This window comes from Dialister sp. CAG:357, assembly GCF_000435155.1.
Lineage (GTDB): Bacteria > Bacillota > Negativicutes > Veillonellales > Dialisteraceae > Dialister > Dialister hominis.
Map to the genome: position 1 here is coordinate 5,065 of NZ_FR896471.1, position 296 is coordinate 5,360.

Sequence of the window (296 nt, forward strand, 5' to 3'; positions counted from 1 at the left end):
CCTTCCGGGACTTTCCGGAAATCCGGCGGAGCAGTCCGGGGCATTCCGCACCGACGACTACCATCTCACGCGTGCTTACCTCAAAAGCCCGTACCTGATCGCGCACGGCATCAATGAAAACTTCGCAGGCTACGTCAATGCGGCGATTGCCAGGGAGAAAAGGAATTTCCTGGACGAACTTTCCAGGGAATTTGCCGGCATCACGGGGATCATGACGTGGAATGAAGGTCTTATCGCAAATTACTACAGCAACCTGCAGGGGATCACAAGCCTCGTCCTCATCGAGGAATGGAAGA

General features: G+C 54.7%; 1 protein-coding gene. It reads left to right on the plus strand.

Annotation, left to right across the window (positions count from 1 at the left end; all coding sequences use genetic code 11):
- On the plus strand, window positions 1-296 hold a 296-nt coding region (locus M3200_RS08805), incomplete at both ends, for a hypothetical protein (protein WP_288178256.1).